The organism is Dyella sp. BiH032 (genome assembly GCF_031954525.1).
Lineage (GTDB): Bacteria > Pseudomonadota > Gammaproteobacteria > Xanthomonadales > Rhodanobacteraceae > Dyella_D.
Genome location: NZ_CP134867.1, coordinates 4,271,844 through 4,286,936 on the forward strand (window position 1 = coordinate 4,271,844; position 15,093 = coordinate 4,286,936).

At 68.4% G+C, this 15,093-nt stretch carries 12 protein-coding genes; 6 read left to right on the top strand and 6 right to left on the bottom strand.

All coding sequences use genetic code 11. The features are described 5' to 3' along the window. Positions 1-502: 502 nt before the first annotated feature. Positions 503-3,091, bottom strand: a complete 2,589-nt coding sequence (clpB, locus tag RKE25_RS18830) for an ATP-dependent chaperone ClpB (protein WP_311839618.1) — start codon at positions 3,089-3,091, stop codon at positions 503-505. Positions 3,092-3,317: 226 nt separating this feature from the next. Here clpB and otsB point away from each other — a divergent pair, with 226 nt between their 5' ends. Genes otsB through RKE25_RS18845 form a run of 3 tightly spaced genes read left to right on the top strand, consistent with a single transcriptional unit; the run spans position 3,318 to position 7,319 of the window. After that, on the top strand, positions 3,318-4,112 hold the full coding sequence (otsB, locus tag RKE25_RS18835; protein WP_311839619.1) for a trehalose-phosphatase: 795 nt from the start codon (positions 3,318-3,320) through the stop codon (positions 4,110-4,112). Next, on the top strand, positions 4,105-5,937 hold the full coding sequence (locus RKE25_RS18840) for a glycoside hydrolase family 15 protein (RefSeq protein ID WP_311839620.1): 1,833 nt from the start codon (positions 4,105-4,107) through the stop codon (positions 5,935-5,937). The genes otsB and RKE25_RS18840 overlap by 8 nt, the downstream gene beginning before the upstream one ends. Before the next feature lie 53 nt (positions 5,938-5,990). Beyond that, positions 5,991-7,319, top strand: coding sequence for a trehalose-6-phosphate synthase (locus tag RKE25_RS18845; RefSeq protein WP_311839621.1), 1,329 nt, complete (start codon positions 5,991-5,993; stop codon positions 7,317-7,319). Between the two features lie 153 nt (positions 7,320-7,472). Here the strand turns inward: RKE25_RS18845 and pgeF are convergent, their stop codons facing one another. Both pgeF and rluD read right to left on the bottom strand, forming a co-directional pair. Continuing rightward, positions 7,473-8,240 (bottom strand): peptidoglycan editing factor PgeF, encoded by a 768-nt coding sequence (pgeF, locus tag RKE25_RS18850; protein ID WP_311839622.1) that lies wholly within the window; start codon positions 8,238-8,240, stop codon positions 7,473-7,475. Then, positions 8,227-9,204 (bottom strand): 23S rRNA pseudouridine(1911/1915/1917) synthase RluD, encoded by a 978-nt coding sequence (gene rluD / locus RKE25_RS18855; RefSeq protein WP_311839623.1) that lies wholly within the window; start codon positions 9,202-9,204, stop codon positions 8,227-8,229. The genes pgeF and rluD overlap by 14 nt, the downstream gene beginning before the upstream one ends. A 70-nt stretch (positions 9,205-9,274) precedes the next feature. Here rluD and RKE25_RS18860 point away from each other — a divergent pair, with 70 nt between their 5' ends. After that, positions 9,275-10,114 (top strand): outer membrane protein assembly factor BamD, encoded by an 840-nt coding sequence (locus RKE25_RS18860; protein ID WP_311839624.1) that lies wholly within the window; start codon positions 9,275-9,277, stop codon positions 10,112-10,114. A 72-nt stretch (positions 10,115-10,186) separates the two neighbouring features. On the opposite strand, the gene RKE25_RS18865 is transcribed toward RKE25_RS18860, so the two are convergent. From RKE25_RS18865 to RKE25_RS18875, 3 genes are all read right to left on the bottom strand, one after another. Beyond that, positions 10,187-10,957, bottom strand: a complete 771-nt coding sequence (locus RKE25_RS18865) for a GNAT family N-acetyltransferase (protein WP_311839625.1) — start codon at positions 10,955-10,957, stop codon at positions 10,187-10,189. Between the two features lie 316 nt (positions 10,958-11,273). Further along, positions 11,274-12,905, bottom strand: a complete 1,632-nt coding sequence (locus RKE25_RS18870; RefSeq protein ID WP_311839626.1) for an NAD+ synthase — start codon at positions 12,903-12,905, stop codon at positions 11,274-11,276. A 68-nt stretch (positions 12,906-12,973) separates the two neighbouring features. Then, positions 12,974-13,591, bottom strand: a complete 618-nt coding sequence (locus RKE25_RS18875) for a LysE/ArgO family amino acid transporter (protein WP_311839627.1) — start codon at positions 13,589-13,591, stop codon at positions 12,974-12,976. Positions 13,592-13,847: 256 nt separating this feature from the next. Here RKE25_RS18875 and RKE25_RS18880 point away from each other — a divergent pair, with 256 nt between their 5' ends. Beyond that, positions 13,848-14,750 (top strand): LysR family transcriptional regulator ArgP, encoded by a 903-nt coding sequence (locus RKE25_RS18880; RefSeq protein ID WP_311839628.1) that lies wholly within the window; start codon positions 13,848-13,850, stop codon positions 14,748-14,750. A gap of 69 nt (positions 14,751-14,819) precedes the next feature. Continuing rightward, complete coding sequence (locus RKE25_RS18885) at positions 14,820-15,089, top strand: hypothetical protein (protein WP_311839629.1); 270 nt, start codon at positions 14,820-14,822, stop codon at positions 15,087-15,089. The last annotated feature ends 4 nt before the right edge of the window (positions 15,090-15,093 follow it).

Below are 15,093 nucleotides of genomic sequence, written 5' to 3' on the forward strand. Positions count from 1 at the left end.
GTACCGCTCTTGATCTCCCGGGTTCCCTTCGCGGCGGTGAGGGCTGGACGATCAGGCCGCCGAAGGCGGGCGGGGACAGGACGTCCCCGCCTTTTTGATCAGGGCAGGGATGCCCTGTCGAAAAGCCCGGCCAGCCCTCAACGCACCCGCAGCAGCGAAGGCTGCGGAGGGCGCCGCGCAGGGTGCCCTTCTTCTTGGTTACTTCTTCTTGGGCAAGCAAGAAGAAGTAACTCGCTCTCCGGCAGGAGAGCGAAACCCTCGCCCCGGAGGGGCGAGACCAGACTGGCGATCACCTCTCACCGGTTCCCGGCTTGCGCCGGAATGACGAGAATGGGAGGGCGAGGTGATCGTCAGCGCCCGACGTTGAGGGTTCGCAAGCTCACCCCAACCTACGCAGCATCGCGCCTATTGCCACACGCCACGCCACGCACCCAAACGCCCCACCCCCACGCAAAAAAAGAGGCGCCCCCAAAGGCGCCTCCTCCATCCACAAACGACAAGCTCAGTGTTTCTTGCGAAACACCAGATGCCCACCCTGGGCATCCACCTCGATCACATCCCCTGGCGCGAAGCGCCCCTCCAAAATCTCCTTCGCCAGCGGATTCTCCAGCTGCTGCTGCACCGCGCGCTTCAAAGGGCGCGCGCCATACACCGGATCGAAGCCCACATTGCCCAGCAGGTCGAGCGCCTGCTCGCCGATGTTCAGCGAAAGCTGGCGTTCCGCCAGGCGCTTCTCCAGATAGGCGAGCTGGATACGCGCGATTGCGCGGATCTGCTTCTTCTCCAGCGGCCGGAACACCACCAGCTCGTCGAGGCGGTTGATGAACTCGGGACGGAAGTGCGCCTGCACCACGCCCAGCACCGCCGCCTTCATCTTGGTATAGCCCTCGTCGCCGCCATCGCCGTCCAGCTCCTGGATCAGCTGCGAGCCGAGGTTGGAGGTCATCACGATCACGGTGTTGCGGAAATCCACCGTGCGGCCCTGGCCATCGGTCAGGCGCCCGTCGTCCAGCACCTGCAGCAGGATGTTGAACACGTCCGGATGGGCCTTCTCTACCTCGTCCAGCAGGATCACGCTGTACGGACGGCGGCGCACCGCCTCGGTGAGGTAACCGCCTTCCTCATAGCCGACGTAGCCCGGAGGTGCGCCGATCAGACGGCTCACGGAGTGCTTCTCCATGAACTCGCTCATGTCGATGCGCACCATGGCGTCCTGCGTGTCGAACAGGAATTCGGCCAGTGCCTTGCAAAGCTCCGTCTTGCCCACGCCGGTGGGACCCAGGAACAGGAACGAACCGTATGGGCGGTTCGGGTCGGACAGGCCGGCACGCGCGCGGCGGATCGCATCGGACACGGCGCGCACCGCCTCGTCCTGGCCCACCACGCGCTTGTGCAGCGCATCTTCCATGTGCAGCAGCTTCTCGCGCTCGCCTTCGAGCATCTTGCTCACCGGAATACCGGTCCAGCGCGACACGACTTCGGCGATCTCCTCGTCGGTCACGCGATCCTGCACCAGCTTGAACTCGTGCTTCTCGGCGGCCTGCGCGGCTTCGAGCTGCTTCTCCAGTTCCGGCAAGCGGCCGTACTGGATCTCGCTCATGCGGGCGTAGTCCTGACGGCGCTGCGCGGCTTCCAGGTCCACGCGGGCCTGCTCGATCTGCTCCTTGATCTTGGTCGCGCCCTGCAACAGCGCCTTCTCCGACTTCCACACTTCGTTGAGGTCGGAGAACTCGCGCTCCAGTTTCTCGATGTCGCTCTCCAGGTCGGCGAGGCGCTTCTTAGACGCCTCGTCCGTTTCCTTGCGCAGCATTTCGCGCTGGATCTTCAGCTGGATCAGGCGGCGCTCCAGGCGGTCCAGTTCTTCCGGCTTGGAATCGATCTCCATGCGGATGCGGCTGGCGGCCTCGTCCATCAGGTCGATGGCCTTGTCCGGGAGCTGGCGGTCGGTGATGTAGCGGTTGGACAGCGTGGCCGCGGCGACGATGGCCGGGTCGGTGATCTCCACGCCGTGGTGCACCGAGTAGCGCTCCTTCAGGCCGCGCAGGATGGCGATGGTGTCTTCCACGCTCGGCTCGCCCACGAACACCTTCTGGAAGCGGCGCTCCAGCGCGGCGTCCTTCTCGATGTATTTGCGGTACTCGTCCAGCGTGGTGGCGCCGATGCAATGCAGCTCGCCGCGCGCCAGCGCGGGCTTGAGCATGTTGCCCGCGTCCATGGCGCCCTCGGCCTTGCCGGCTCCGACCATGGTGTGCAGTTCGTCGATGAACAGGATGACGCGGCCTTCCTGCTTGGCGAGGTCGTTGAGCACGCCCTTGAGGCGCTCCTCGAACTCGCCGCGGAACTTCGCGCCGGCGATCAGCGCGCCCATGTCCAGCGCGAGCACGCGGCGGTCGCGCAGGCCCTCGGGCACTTCGCCCTTGACGATGCGCTGGGCCAGGCCTTCGACGATCGCGGTCTTGCCCACGCCGGGCTCGCCGATCAGCACGGGGTTGTTCTTGGTGCGCCGCTGCAGCACCTGGATGGTGCGGCGGATTTCTTCGTCGCGCCCGATCACCGGATCGAGCTTGCCGCTTTCGGCGCGCGCGGTGAGGTCGATGCAGTACTTCTCCAGCGCCTGGCGCTGGTCTTCCGCGTTCTCGCTCTGCACCTTCTCGCCGCCGCGGATCTTTTCGATCGCCTGCTCGAGATTCGCCTTGGTGGCACCGGCGGCCTTCAGCGCGGCGCCGAGGTCGCCCTTGTCGTCCAGCGCGGCCAGCACGAAAAGCTCGCTGGCGATGAACTGGTCGCCGCGCTGCTGCGCGAGCTTGTCGGTGAGGTTGAGCAGGCGCGTGAGGTCGTTGCCCACGTGCACGTTGCCTTCCTGCCCGCTCACGCGCGGCAGGCGGTCGACGGCTTCGGCCACGCGCTGGCGCAGCGTGGGCACATTGACCTGGGCCTGGGTCAGCAGCGGCGCGGTCGTGCCGCCCTGCTGGTCGAGCAGCGCCATCATCACGTGCACTGGCTCGAGCATGTTGTTGTCGCGACCGACCGCGAGCGATTGCGCATCGGCCAGCGCCTGTTGGAAACGGGACGTCAGTTTGTCCATCCGCATTGGTGGGGTTCCCCGCAAGAAAAAGGATCGGCGGCCGGGGCCGCTCACTGCACGGCGAGATGCGGTCCAGCATGAACCGATTCAAGCGCCGCTCAGTTGTTTCACATCAAGGAATCCCCATCCCATGGGGATCGTTCACTCAGACTCATCCAAAGCTGATCTTCACATTCGCCCTGATAGGCTCCCCTCGATGTCTCTGTCTCTAGCCTCTTCCCGCATGCCTGCCATGCCGACGCTGCCGGCCCCACCCCTGCCGGGTACCGACGACCGCTGGGCGCTGTTCCTCGACGTGGACGGCACCCTGCTGGATTTCGCCGATCGCCCGGACGATGTGCGCGTCGAACCCTCCCTGTACGGCCTGCTGGCCGAACTCTACGCCTATCTGGACGGCGCGCTGGCCCTGGTCAGCGGCCGCAGCCTGGCCAATCTCGACACGCTGTTCGGCGCACCGCCGTGGGCCATGGCCGGCCTGCACGGGCTGCAGCTGCGGCATGCCGACGGCGAGCGGCGCGAAACCCGCGTCAGCGGCAGCCGGCGCACCCTGGTGCTGCACGCGGCGGAATCGCTCGCGCGTGAATTTCCGGGCGTGCTGGTCGAGAACAAGGACCTGGCCGTGGCCCTGCACTGCCGCACCGCGCCGGCACATTTCGATGTGCTCCAGGAGGCCCTGCACGGACTGATGCCCGGCCTGCCCGGCTATGAGCTGCAGGCCGGAAACCTGGTGCTGGAACTGAAGCCGACCGGAATGGACAAGGGCAAGGCGGTGACCGAGCTGCTCGAACGCGCGCCGTTCGCCGGACGCCTGCCCGTGTATCTCGGCGACGACCTCACCGACGAGCATGGCTTCGCCGCCGCCAACCTGGAGAACGGGATCAGCGTGCGCGTCGGCGACCGCGAACCCAGCCTCGCCCAATACACCCTTCCGGGTCCGTCGTCGGCGCAGGCCTGGCTGCAACGTGTCTTGAATGTGCTGAAGCAAGGAGTCGAACCTCATGCCCATGCCTTTGGAGGGAATGCCTGAACGGACCAGGCCCGACGACACCGGGCCTGGCGAGACCAGAGCGGCGACGCGGGACCTCGCCCTGGGAGTGATCGGCAACGGCAGCATCGCCGCGCTGATCGACGGCACCGGCCGCATCGTCTGGGGCTGCCTGCCGCGCTTCGACAGCGACGCCAGCTTCTGCGCGTTGCTCTCGCCGGCCTGCGAAGGCGGCGACTGGGCCATCGAGCTCGAGCACATGGCCCGGGCCGAGCAGGAGTACCTGCCCAATACGGCCGTGCTGGTCACGCGCCTCTACGACCGCCACGACAACGCCATCGAAATCGTGGACTTCGCCCCGCGCCACCGCACGCGCGGCCGCTTCTACCACCCCGTGATGCTGGCCCGCCGCGTGCGCCCCCTGCATGGCAATCCGCGCATCCGCGTGCTGATCCGCCCGCTGTGCGACTACGGCGCGCGTCAGCCGGTCACCAGTTCCGGCAGCAATCACATCCGCTTCCTGCTCAGCGACGTGGTGCAGCGCCTGACCACCGACGTGGCCGTGCCGCTGGTCGAGCGGCAACTGTTCTTCCATCTGGACCGGCCGGCGCATTTCGTGTTCGGGCCGGACGAAACGCTCAACACCAGCCCGGCCGATTTCATCCATGGCACGCTGGAATACACCATCGCCTATTGGCGCGACTGGGTGCGCTACCTGTCCATCCCCTACGAATGGCAGGAGGCGGTGATCCGCGCCGCGATCACCTTGAAGCTGTGCCAGTACGAAGCCACGGGCGCCATCGTCGCCGCCCTGACCACGTCCATACCCGAGGCACCCCGCACCAGCCGCAACTGGGACTACCGCTACTGCTGGCTGCGCGACGCCGCCTTCGTAGTGCGCGCGCTCAATCGATTGGGCGCGACGCGCACCATGGAGGAATACATCCGCTACGTGTTCAACATCGTCTCCTCGGAGGGCGACCAGGAGATCGGCCCAGTGTTCGGCATCACCTTCGAGCACGAACTGCTGGAACGCGAAGCGCCCGGCCTGGCGGGCTACCGCGGCATGGGGCCGGTGCGCATCGGCAACGACGCGTGGCGACAGCGGCAGAACGATGTGTACGGCTCGGTGGTGGTCGCTTCCGCGCAGCTGTTCTTCGACCGCCGCCTGGAGAATCCGGGCGATGCACGCGCCTTCCAGCGGCTGGAAAGCATGGGCCGCATGGCCTTGCGCATGGCCGAGGAACCGGATGCCGGCCTGTGGGAATTCCGCGGACGCGCCGCGGTGCATACCTACTCGGCCGCCATGTGCTGGGCGGCTTGCGACCGTCTCGCGCATATCGCCACCGAGCTGGGCCTGCGCGACCGCGCGCGCTATTGGCACGACGAAGCCGTGGCGTTGCACGAGCGCATCTCCGCGCGTATCTGGAACGAACGCCTGGGCCATTTCGTCGATGCGTTCGATGGCGAGCACCTGGATGCCAGCCTGTTGTTGCTGGCCGACATCGGCTTCGTCCGCGCCAGGGACCCGCGCTTCATCGCCACGGTCGATGCGATCGGCCGGGCGCTGGGGCGCGGCGACTACCTGTTCCGCTACATCGCACCCGACGATTTCGGCACGCCGGAGACCAGCTTCAACATCTGCACGTTCTGGTACATCGAGGCGCTGGCCGCCACCGGGCGCAAGCGGCGCGCGCGGCTTATGTTTGAGCACATGCTGGCCAAGCGCAATCCGCTGGGCCTGCTCTCGGAAGACATCGCGCCCAGTTCCGGCGAGCACTGGGGTAACTACCCGCAGACCTATTCGCTGGTGGGCCTCATCCAGACCGCGATGCGACTGTCGCGCCGCTGGGAGGACGAACTATGAGTGTGGTCCCGGCACGTACCGGGCGCCTCATCGTGGTTTCCAATCGAGTCGCCATGCCCAAGCAGACCGCCACCGGCGGCCTGGCCTCGGCGATGCGCGCCGCGTTGCAGGAAGCCGGCGGGCTATGGTTCGGCTGGAGCGGCAAGATCGCCGGCGAGACGGCGGCCACGGTGCACCACCTCTACGACGGACCGGTGCATTACGCCACGATCGACCTGTCGCGCGGCGACCATGACCACTTCTACGACGGCTTCGCCAACCGCACGCTGTGGCCGCTGCTGCACTACCGTCCCGACTTGGTGGACTACAGCCGCGGTCATCTGGACGGCTATCTGCGGGTAAACGACGTGTTCGCCGAACGGCTGGCCGCACTGATCGAGCCCGACGATACGATCTGGGTGAACGACTATCACCTGATCCCGCTGGCGTCGATGCTGCGCCAGCGCGGCGTGCGCAACCGCATCGGCTTCTTCCTGCACACGCCGCTGCCCGCGGCGGGACTGCTGATTGCGCTGCCGCGACACCGCGAGCTGCTGGAGACGCTTTCCGCCTACGACCTGATCGGCGTTCACACCACGCGCGACCTGCGTTCCCTCGAGGACTATTTCGTGCACGAGACCGGTGCCCGCCTGCGCCGCGGCCATAGGCTGCGTGCAAGCAACCGGCGCCGCTTCCGCGCCGGCGTGTTTCCCATCGGCATCGATACACGGCACGTCGCTGAGGCGGCCGAGCGCTCCGCGTCGCTGGAAGAGATCGAGCACCTGCGCGCCAGCCTGGAAGGACGCGCGCTGATCATCGGTGTGGACCGGCTCGACTATTCCAAGGGGCTGCCGCAGCGTTTCGATGCCTATGCGCGCCTGCTCGAACGCGTGCCGGATCTGCACCGCAAGGTCAGCTTCCTGCAGATCGCGCCGCCGTCGCGCAGCACCGTACCGGAGTACCGGCAGATCCGCCGCGAGCTGGAGCGCAAGGCGGGGCACATCAATGGCCTTTATGCGGCGCCGGACTGGGTGCCGATCCGCTACGTCAACAACTCGTTCCCGCACAGCGTGCTGAGCGGCTATTACCGCTATGCCAAGGTGGGGCTCGTCACGCCGATGCGCGACGGCATGAACCTGGTCGCCAAGGAATACGTGGCCAGCCAGGACCCGGACGATCCGGGCGTGCTGGTGCTGTCGCGCTTCGCCGGCGCCGCGCAGGAACTGCACGAGGCACTGCTGGTGAACCCGGCCGACACCGAGGAAGTAGCCGACGCGCTGGAGACGGCGCTGGCGATGCCGCTGGAAGAACGCCGCGCCCGCTGGCGCGCGATGATGGATGTGCTGGAACGCCAGGACATCACGGCGTGGCGGCGGAGTTTCATCGCTGCGTTGAAGGAGTGACGCGGCGGAAGGGGTGTGAACGGGGGCGCGGGAAGGCGAAGATGTGCCGTTTGTGAGCGCGGCAAGGGTTCGCTTCGTAGGGCTCCTCACCCCGACCCTTTCCCCGGAGGGGAGAGGGCGAGGGAAAGGGAGAGGGAGAGGAGTGGAAGCGGGTTACGCCAGCCAGATCAACGTGGCGAAACGTCCGCTCCGCGCGGCATCGCGGCGATACGAATAGAAGCGCGCGTCGACCAGCGTGTCGAAGCCGCCGCCATGGATGGCGCACACGCCGGCCCGTTCGAGCCGGCGCCGCGCGAGCCCCGCGAGATCGCACAGCCAATGGCCGGGGCGCGTCGGCTCGAAACAGGCAGCCGCGGCCGCGTCGTCCGCCACGAACGCTTCGCGGACTTCGGCCCCCACTTCATACGAGGCTGCGCCGATGCACGGACCCAGCCAGGCCATCACCTGCGCGGATGGCGCGCGCATGCGGCGCAGCGTGGCTTCCAGCACGCCGTTCGCCAGGCCGCGCCAGCCCGCGTGGGCGGCGGCTACTTCCCCGCCGTCCGCGGCGCAGAACAGCACCGGCAGGCAATCGGCGGTGAGGATCGCCAGCGGCTCGCCGCGGGCGTGCGTGACGGATGCATCGGCTTCGGGCTCGTCTTCGCCCTCGCTGCCGTCGAACGGCGCGACGTCGATGCCGTGTACCTGCCGCAGCCAGCGCGGCGCCCTGGGCAGACCCAGCATCGCCGTGACGGCGGCACGGTTGACCGCGACGGCCTCCGGGACGTCGCCGCAGCGGCTGCCGAGGTTGAAGCGCTCAAACGGGGCCATGGAGACGCCCGCCACCTCGCGCGTGCTCACCGCCGCGCGCACGCCCGCCGGCGCCGGCCAATCCGGCTGCAGCCAGCCCCCGGGCACGAGCCGCGGATCAGGACCAGTCATCGGGCTCCGCCTGGGCGGCATCGGTACGCAGCACGCGGACCAGCTGGTCCAGGTCCGCCGGCCGCGGCGCGGTGAAAGACATCGGCTCGCCGCTGACGGGGTGCGCGAAGGCCAGGCGTTCCGCATGCAGCGCTTGCCGGCGGAAGCCGCGCAACGCGGCCACCAGCTCCGGCGAGGCCCCCTTCGGGAGGCGCAGGCCGCCGCCGTACAACGGGTCGCCGACCAGCGGATGACCGATGTGCGCCATGTGCACGCGGATCTGGTGGGTGCGCCCCGTCTCCAGGTTGCACTGGATCAGCATGTGCGCGCGGAAGCGCTCGCGCAGGCGGTAGTGGGTGACGGCGTGCTTGCCGTCTTCCTCGTCGCGGACGGCCTGCCGCAGGCGGTCGCCCATATGGCGGCCGATCGGCGCATCCACCGTTCCGCCGGCGACCAGCAGGCCCATCACCACGGCCTCGTACTGCCGTTCCACGTCGTGGCGGGACAGCATGTCCACCAGGGCGGTGTGCGCGGCCAGGGAACGGGCCACCACCATCAGGCCGGAGGTGTCCTTGTCCAGGCGATGCACGATGCCGCCGCGCGGCAGCTCGGCCAGCTTCGGATCGTGGTGCAGCAGGGCGTTGAGCAGGGTGCCCGCGGCATTGCCGGCGCCGGGGTGCACGACCAGGCCGGCCGGCTTGTTCAGGACCAGGATGTGGGCGTCCTCGTGGACCACGTCCAGCGCGATGTCCTCCGGCGCCAGTTCGACCTCGGCCTCCAGCTCGGCCTCCAGGCGCACCTGCTCGCCTCCCCGCAGGAGGTGACGGGGCGGCACGGGGGCGCCGTCCAGCGTGACCGCCCCGGCCTTGATCCAGGCCGCCAGGCGGGACCGGGAGTATTCCGGGAACATCTCGGCCAAGGCCCGGTCGAAACGCCATCCCGCGGCCGACAGGGGCACGGCGGCCTCGTGGCGGATGGTCGTCATGGCCGGCCGCCCGGGCGTCCGGCGGTTTCGGCTATCATCCCTTTTCGATCAAACATCTGAACCCTTTCCCATGCGCGTAACCAAGCTGCCGGTCTTCAAAGTACTGATTGTGCTCGCCATCGTCGCCTCGATGAGCGCGTGCTCGATGTTCAGGCACAAGAAGGAGACCATCGACACGATGCCGGTGGACAGGCTGTACGCCAACGCGCACGACTCCCTGGTCCATGCCGACTATGCGGCCGCCACCAAGGCCTACCAGCGGCTGATCGCACGTTTCCCGTCCGGCGACTTCAACGAACAGGCCCAGCTTGACCTGGCCTATTCGCAGTACAAGGACAACCAGCCGGACGACGCCTACTCCACGATCAACCGCTTCATCAAGACGTATCCGACCCACAAACACGTGGATTATGCCTATTACCTGCGCGGCCTGATCAATTTCGATCGCACGGGCGGCTTCATCGAGCGCGTATTCGCGCGCACCGAATCGCAGGCCCGCCGCGACCAGGGCTACAACCTGCAGGCCTTCGACGACTTCTCGGAGCTGACTCGCCGCTTCCCGGACAGCGCCTACTCCGCCGACGCCCGCCAGCGCATGATCTATCTGCGCAACGTGCTGGCCCAGTTCGAGATCAACGTCGCCGAGTTCTACCTGCGCAACAAGGCCTACATCGCCTCGGCCGACCGCGCCCAGTACGTGATCGAGCATTACCAGCAGGCGCCGCAGACCGGCGACGCGCTGGCCATCCTCACCCGCAGCTACCTGGGCCTGGAGCAGAAGAAGCTCGCCGACCAGACCCGCCAGGTGCTGGCCCTGAACTACCCCGACCATCCGTACCTGACCGACGAGAAGTGGCCGCACGCGCCGTCCACGCTGCGCAAGCTGGTGCCGTTCTCCGGCCATCACTGAGCCAGCGCAACCCGGCTCCCGAAAACGCCACGGCCCGCGCCGTGGCGTTTTCGTTTGCGCGGGTGCCGCCGCTCATCGCGTCACGCCGACCAGCTCGCCGAAGCGGCGGAAACCCGCCCGCGCATAGATGCGGTGCTCATTGCCCGCCGCGGTCATCAGGAACGGAAAAGTCACGCCCTGCACGAAGGCGTGGTCGGCGAGCAGCGCGCTCACCGCGCCGCCGATGCCGCGGCCACGTGCGTCCTCGCGGACACCGATCGCCGCGATCTCGGTGACGCCTTCGAGTGGCGGCGAATACAGGCCCGCGCCCAACGCCTCGCCCCCGCCGCGGCGACGGGCCAGCGCGACCGCGCCACCCTTCTCGACCACAGTGGCAAGGCGTTCCACGTCGGCATCGCAGGTGGCGGGCACGCCGTAGGCGGCGTTCTGCACCTGTGCAGCGGCGTGCAGTTCGTGCTCGCGCTCGGCGAGCAGCCACTCGATGCCGTCCAGATCGCCGTCGCCCGCGAGGCTCTCGGGCGTGCAGGTCATCAGCGTGAGCGGTTCCTCGCGGAAGAAGCCGGCCTCCAGCAGGCGCGGCAGCACGGCCGGCGCGAGTTCGTGGATGTACTCCAGGCGCGGCGTGCGGCCCTGGTGCTCGAAGGCGTCGACCAGCGCGGCAACCTCCGTGGCCGTCGGGGTGGCGCCGTCCGTGGGCGTGGCGTAGTTCCAGCCCGGCTCGGCGCTGGCGCGGTCGAACGTGACGTGGAAAGAAGCGAGGCGGCGATGGTCCTTCTGCAGCGCGATGCGGGCGCGCAGATAGGCGGAGACACGGCTCAGCGCCGTGCGGTCATGCATGGTCATGTGTCGGGTACTCAGTCTCGCCCCGACGCGGTCGGCGTCAGGACATGCCGGATCGCCCGAACCGAAGGCTCGGGAACGGATGCGGGGGCCGCGGACGCGGCCGTCAGATCGGACTAGGGAGACAGTCCAGGGCGGGAAAACCGGTGGACAGGATCAGCAGGCGGCGATCTGCGGGGCAGCGGCAGCGGCGAACTTGCGTGAGGCGATGACAATCATGGCGCACCTCCATTACCGGAAGGGCGCGGATCGTTCCAAAGAGTGCAGGCCGCTGTCAAGCGCGATGCGCCAAACCGTGACATCGGTTGGGTGCGAGACGTCAGCGCCACCCGGATGTAATGGGATAGCGACGCTCGCGTCCGAACGCGCGCGTGGTCACGCGCGGGCCCGGCGCCGACTGCCGGCGCTTGAACTCATTGGCCAGCACCAGCCGCACTACCCGTCGCACAGTGTCGATGTGGAAGCCTTGCGCGGCGATCTCCGCCTGCGACTGCTCGCCCTCGATGAAGCGCTCCAGGATGGCGTCCAGCTCGTCGTACGGCGGCAATGAATCCTGGTCGGTCTGGTTGTCGCGCAGCTCGGCCGACGGCGGCCGCTCGATCACCGCAGCCGGAATCACCTCGCCGCCGCCGAAGCGCTCCGCGTGCGCGTTGCGCCAGCGCGAGAGGCGATACACCACGGTCTTGTACACGTCCTTCAGCGGCGCGTAGGCGCCGCACATGTCGCCGTACAGCGTGGCGTAGCCCACGGCCATCTCGCTCTTGTTGCCGGTGGCCAGCAGCAGGCGGCCGTGCTTGTTGCTCAGTGCCATCAGCATCGCGCCGCGCGTGCGCGACTGCAGGTTTTCCTCGGTGATGTCCGCCGGCTTGCCGGCGAACGCCGGGGTCAGCGCCTCGATGAAGCTCTGGAAAGTCTGCTCGATCGGGATGATGTGGTACTCCACGCCCAGCCGCTCGGCCTGCGCGCGGGCGCCGTCCAGCGAAAGCTGCGAGGTGTAGCGCGACGGCATCATCACCGCGGTGACGCGCTCGGGGCCCAGCGCGTCGACCGCGAGCGCCACGGTGAGCGCCGAATCGATGCCGCCGGACAGCCCCAGCAGCACGCCGCCGAAGCCGTTCTTCTCGATGTAGTCGCGGATGCCGCGCACCAGCGCCGCGTACAGCGTCGCTTCCGGCGCCTCGTCCACCGGAGCCGGCCAATTGTCCGCCCGCAGCGTGCGCGAGGCAGCGTCGAAATCGGCCCATAGCAGCACGTCGACGAAGGCCGGCGCGCGTGCGGCGATGCTGCCGTCGCCATTCACCATCAGCGCGCTACCGTCGTAGACCACTTCGTCCTGGCCGCCGATCAGGTTGAGATAGATGATCGCGCAGCCGGTTTCCAATGCGCGGGCGCGCAGCACGGCCTCGCGATCGGCCTGCTTGGCGCGGTCCCAGGGCGAGGCGTTGATCACGACGATGAGCTCGGCGCCGGCCTCGGCGGCATCCGCCGCCGGCTCGGGCTGCCAAATGTCCTCGCAGATGAGCATGCCCACGCGTACGCCATCGATGGTCGCCACGGCGGACTCGTGACCCGGGCGGAAATAGCGCTTGTCATCGAACACGCCGTAGTTGGGCAGCGCCTGCTTGTGCGCGGTCAGTTCGATGCGGCCGCCGCGCAGGAGGCTGGCGGCGTTGTAGACCTCGCCCTCGCTGTGCGGGTGGCCGACCAGCGCGGCTACGCCGTTGGTCGCCGCGGCCAGTGCATGCAGCTCGCTGTCGCAGGCGGCAAGAAAGCTCGGGCGCAGCAGCAGGTCTTCCGGCGGATAGCCGCTGAGCGTCAGTTCGGGAAACACCACCAGGTCGGCGCCGCCTTCGCGCGCCTGGGCCATCACGTCGCCCACGCGGGCCGCGTTGGCGGCGACCGCTCCCACCGGAAAGTCGAACTGGGCCAGGGCGAGTCGCAGCGTGGTCATGCGTGGAGTCCGCGAGGGAAGTGGCCGCCTATGATACCCGCTGGACCGGTGGCATCACGCGCCCGGCGCTACCCCAGCGGCTGCGTCAACAACAGCGCCGCCAGCACGAACATGAAGGCTGCCACCAGCACGTCGAACACCCGCCACGCGACCGGGCTGCGGAATACCGGCAGCAGTACGCGCGCACCGTAGCCCAGCAAGGTGAACCAGAGCACGCTGGCCGTGCACGCGCCGCCGGCGAAGAACCAGCGCCCGCCGCCGTGGTAATGCGTCGACAGGCTGCCCAGCAGCACCACGGTGTCCAGGTACACGTGCGGATTGAGCAGGGTGAACCCCAGGCAGGCCAGCAGCGCGCGCCGGCGGCCGGCGGCGCCGTCTTCGGCCGGCTGCAGGCCGCTTTCGCCACGCCATGCGCGCCGCAGCGCCAGTGCGCCATAGGCAGCGAGAAATGCCGCGCCGGCGTAGCGCAATACCTGCAGCAGGCCCGGCATCTCCTTCACCAGCAGGCCCATGCCCGCCACGCCGAACAGGATCAGGCTCATGTCGGCCAGGATGCACACCAGCACCACCGGCCCGACGTGGCGGCGCTGCAGGCCCTGCCTGAGCACGAAGGCGTTCTGCGCGCCGATGGCGATGATCAGGCCCGCGCCGGCGGCGAGGCCCGCGAGATAAGCGGAGGTCTGCATGGAAGTACCGAAGGTGAGTGATGGAAGCGCGCGAGCACTCGCAAGGCTGAGTCCCGTTCCCCTCCCGGAGAGAAGCGAAGCCCGGCGGAAGCCGATGCACCCACTTCGCCAGGCCCGTGTCCGCCGGGGCCAGGGCATGCCCGGCGCCATCGGCGTCGAGACCGGAGACAGCGGTCAGGATGCGTCACGCCGAGGATTCAGTAAAACTAAATCGACTAACGCAGAATTAGCTAATCTTAAGCGCAGGAGCCTACCCATGACCCTGCTCAATCCGCAGCTCTCCGCCTTCGCCGCGGTACTGGGCGAAGGCAGCTTCGAAGGCGCGGCCCGGCGCCTGTCGGTCACGCCCTCGGCCGTGTCCCAGCGCGTCAAGGCGCTGGAAGACCGCCTGGGCCAGGTGCTGATCCTCCGGCAATCGCCCTGCCGCCCCACGGCCGCCGGCGAGCGCCTGTTGCGCAGCGTGCAGCAGATGCAGTTGCTGGAAGCCGAAACGCTGCAGGCCTTCGCGGTGGAGCGTGCTGCCGATGAAGCTCCCGCCACACTGGCGATCGCGGTGAATGCCGATTCGCTGGCGACCTGGTTCCTCGGTGCGCTCGCGGTGATGCACGAACGCCACGGGTTGCTGTTCGACGTGCGGGTGGAAGACCAGGACCACTCGCTGGACCTGCTACGCGACGGCAGCGTGCTGGGCGCGATCACCGCGGATGCGCGGCCGGTGCAGGGCTGCACGGTGCGCCCCCTGGGCAGCATGCGCTATCTGCCGATCGCTTCGCCGGCGTTCGTCGCCCGCCATTTCGCTGGAGGCGTGGATGCGGCCGCGCTGGGCGCCGCGCCGATGCTGGTGTTCAACCGCAAGGACGCGCTGCAATGGCGCTTCGTGCGCAAGATCACCCGTGCCCGCCTCGCGCCGCCCACCCATTACCTGCCCTCTTCCACCGGCTTCGTGGAAGCGGCGGCCTTGGGGCTGGGCTGGTGCATGGCGCCAGAGTCCATGCTGCACAAGCCGCTGCGCGAGCGTGCGGTGCAGGCCATCGCGCCGGAGCGCTGGCTGGACGTGCCCCTGTACTGGCAACACTGGTCGGTGCGCTCGGCGACACTGGACCGGTTGACCGGCGCCCTGCTCGCGGCGGCAGCCAAGGCGCTGCGGCAGCGCGACTGAGCCCCGCAGACTCAAGAAGGCGCCGGCACCGCCGATGCAGGAAAGGACACCCCGCCCCGCTTCCGCCGCATGTTTCGTCTGCTATCGCTCGCTGCCGCCCTGCTCCTGCCGCTCCATGCCTTCGCCGCCACCGAAACCGTGCCGCTGGATGTCAGCCTCACGGTACGGGAGAGCTGCCGCGTCGAACACGACGAAGGCGTTTCCGCACCACCGGCAGTGAGCTGTGCGCTCGATTCGCCTTATCGCGTGCAGGCCAACGCGGCGGAACGTCCGCGCGTGTCCCGTGCCGCCAACGCGATCCGGCACCCCGCGCCCGCGCAGTGGGAAGTCGAGTTCTGAGCGC

What these genes read in the sequence shown, in the direction of transcription:
- RKE25_RS18840 (WP_311839620.1), top strand. Translation starts at nt 4,105, where the DNA reads ATGCCTGAACGGACCAGGCCCGACGACACCGGGCCTGGCGAGACCAGA.
- RKE25_RS18865 (WP_311839625.1), bottom strand. Translation starts at nt 10,957, where the DNA reads ATGACCATGCATGACCGCACGGCGCTGAGCCGTGTCTCCGCCTATCTG.
- RKE25_RS18870 (WP_311839626.1), bottom strand. Translation starts at nt 12,905, where the DNA reads ATGACCACGCTGCGACTCGCCCTGGCCCAGTTCGACTTTCCGGTGGGA.
- RKE25_RS18885 (WP_311839629.1), top strand. Translation starts at nt 14,820, where the DNA reads ATGTTTCGTCTGCTATCGCTCGCTGCCGCCCTGCTCCTGCCGCTCCAT.
- otsB (WP_311839619.1), top strand. Translation starts at nt 3,318, where the DNA reads ATGCCGACGCTGCCGGCCCCACCCCTGCCGGGTACCGACGACCGCTGG.
- clpB (WP_311839618.1), bottom strand. Translation starts at nt 3,091, where the DNA reads ATGCGGATGGACAAACTGACGTCCCGTTTCCAACAGGCGCTGGCCGAT.
- RKE25_RS18875 (WP_311839627.1), bottom strand. Translation starts at nt 13,591, where the DNA reads ATGCAGACCTCCGCTTATCTCGCGGGCCTCGCCGCCGGCGCGGGCCTG.
- pgeF (WP_311839622.1), bottom strand. Translation starts at nt 8,240, where the DNA reads ATGACTGGTCCTGATCCGCGGCTCGTGCCCGGGGGCTGGCTGCAGCCG.
- RKE25_RS18860 (WP_311839624.1), top strand. Translation starts at nt 9,275, where the DNA reads ATGCGCGTAACCAAGCTGCCGGTCTTCAAAGTACTGATTGTGCTCGCC.
- RKE25_RS18880 (WP_311839628.1), top strand. Translation starts at nt 13,848, where the DNA reads ATGACCCTGCTCAATCCGCAGCTCTCCGCCTTCGCCGCGGTACTGGGC.
- RKE25_RS18845 (WP_311839621.1), top strand. Translation starts at nt 5,991, where the DNA reads ATGCCCAAGCAGACCGCCACCGGCGGCCTGGCCTCGGCGATGCGCGCC.
- rluD (WP_311839623.1), bottom strand. Translation starts at nt 9,204, where the DNA reads ATGACGACCATCCGCCACGAGGCCGCCGTGCCCCTGTCGGCCGCGGGA.